1 protein-coding gene is annotated in these 243 nt (G+C 52.3%); it reads right to left on the bottom strand.

Annotation, left to right across the window (positions count from 1 at the left end):
• Positions 1-243 (bottom strand): hypothetical protein (locus Q4550_RS23890; protein ID WP_303536749.1); only part of this gene is annotated, 243 nt, incomplete at both ends.

Consider the following 243-nt stretch of genomic DNA (forward strand, 5'->3'; position numbering starts at 1 on the left):
TCGTTATTGTGAGCAAAGATAGCACCGGTGATTGTGCCTGAAATGGGTGCTCCATCAGGCGCAAGAACAAACCCGGTGCCGGTCAGGGTTGTCGTGATCCCGGTTGCGCTGTTTTCCAGAACAATCTGCGTTGCCGTCGGCACCCCGACAATCGAGATACTTCCATTTCCGTTGGAGTCAAAAAAGGCTGCATCGAAAAATCTGGAGTCGGTGCCGATGTATGTGAGAAGCATGAATGTCCCC

This window comes from Anaerobacillus sp. 1_MG-2023 (assembly GCF_030547345.1).
GTDB classification, from domain to species: domain Bacteria; phylum Bacillota; class Bacilli; order Bacillales; family Guptibacillaceae; genus Guptibacillus; species Guptibacillus hwajinpoensis_B.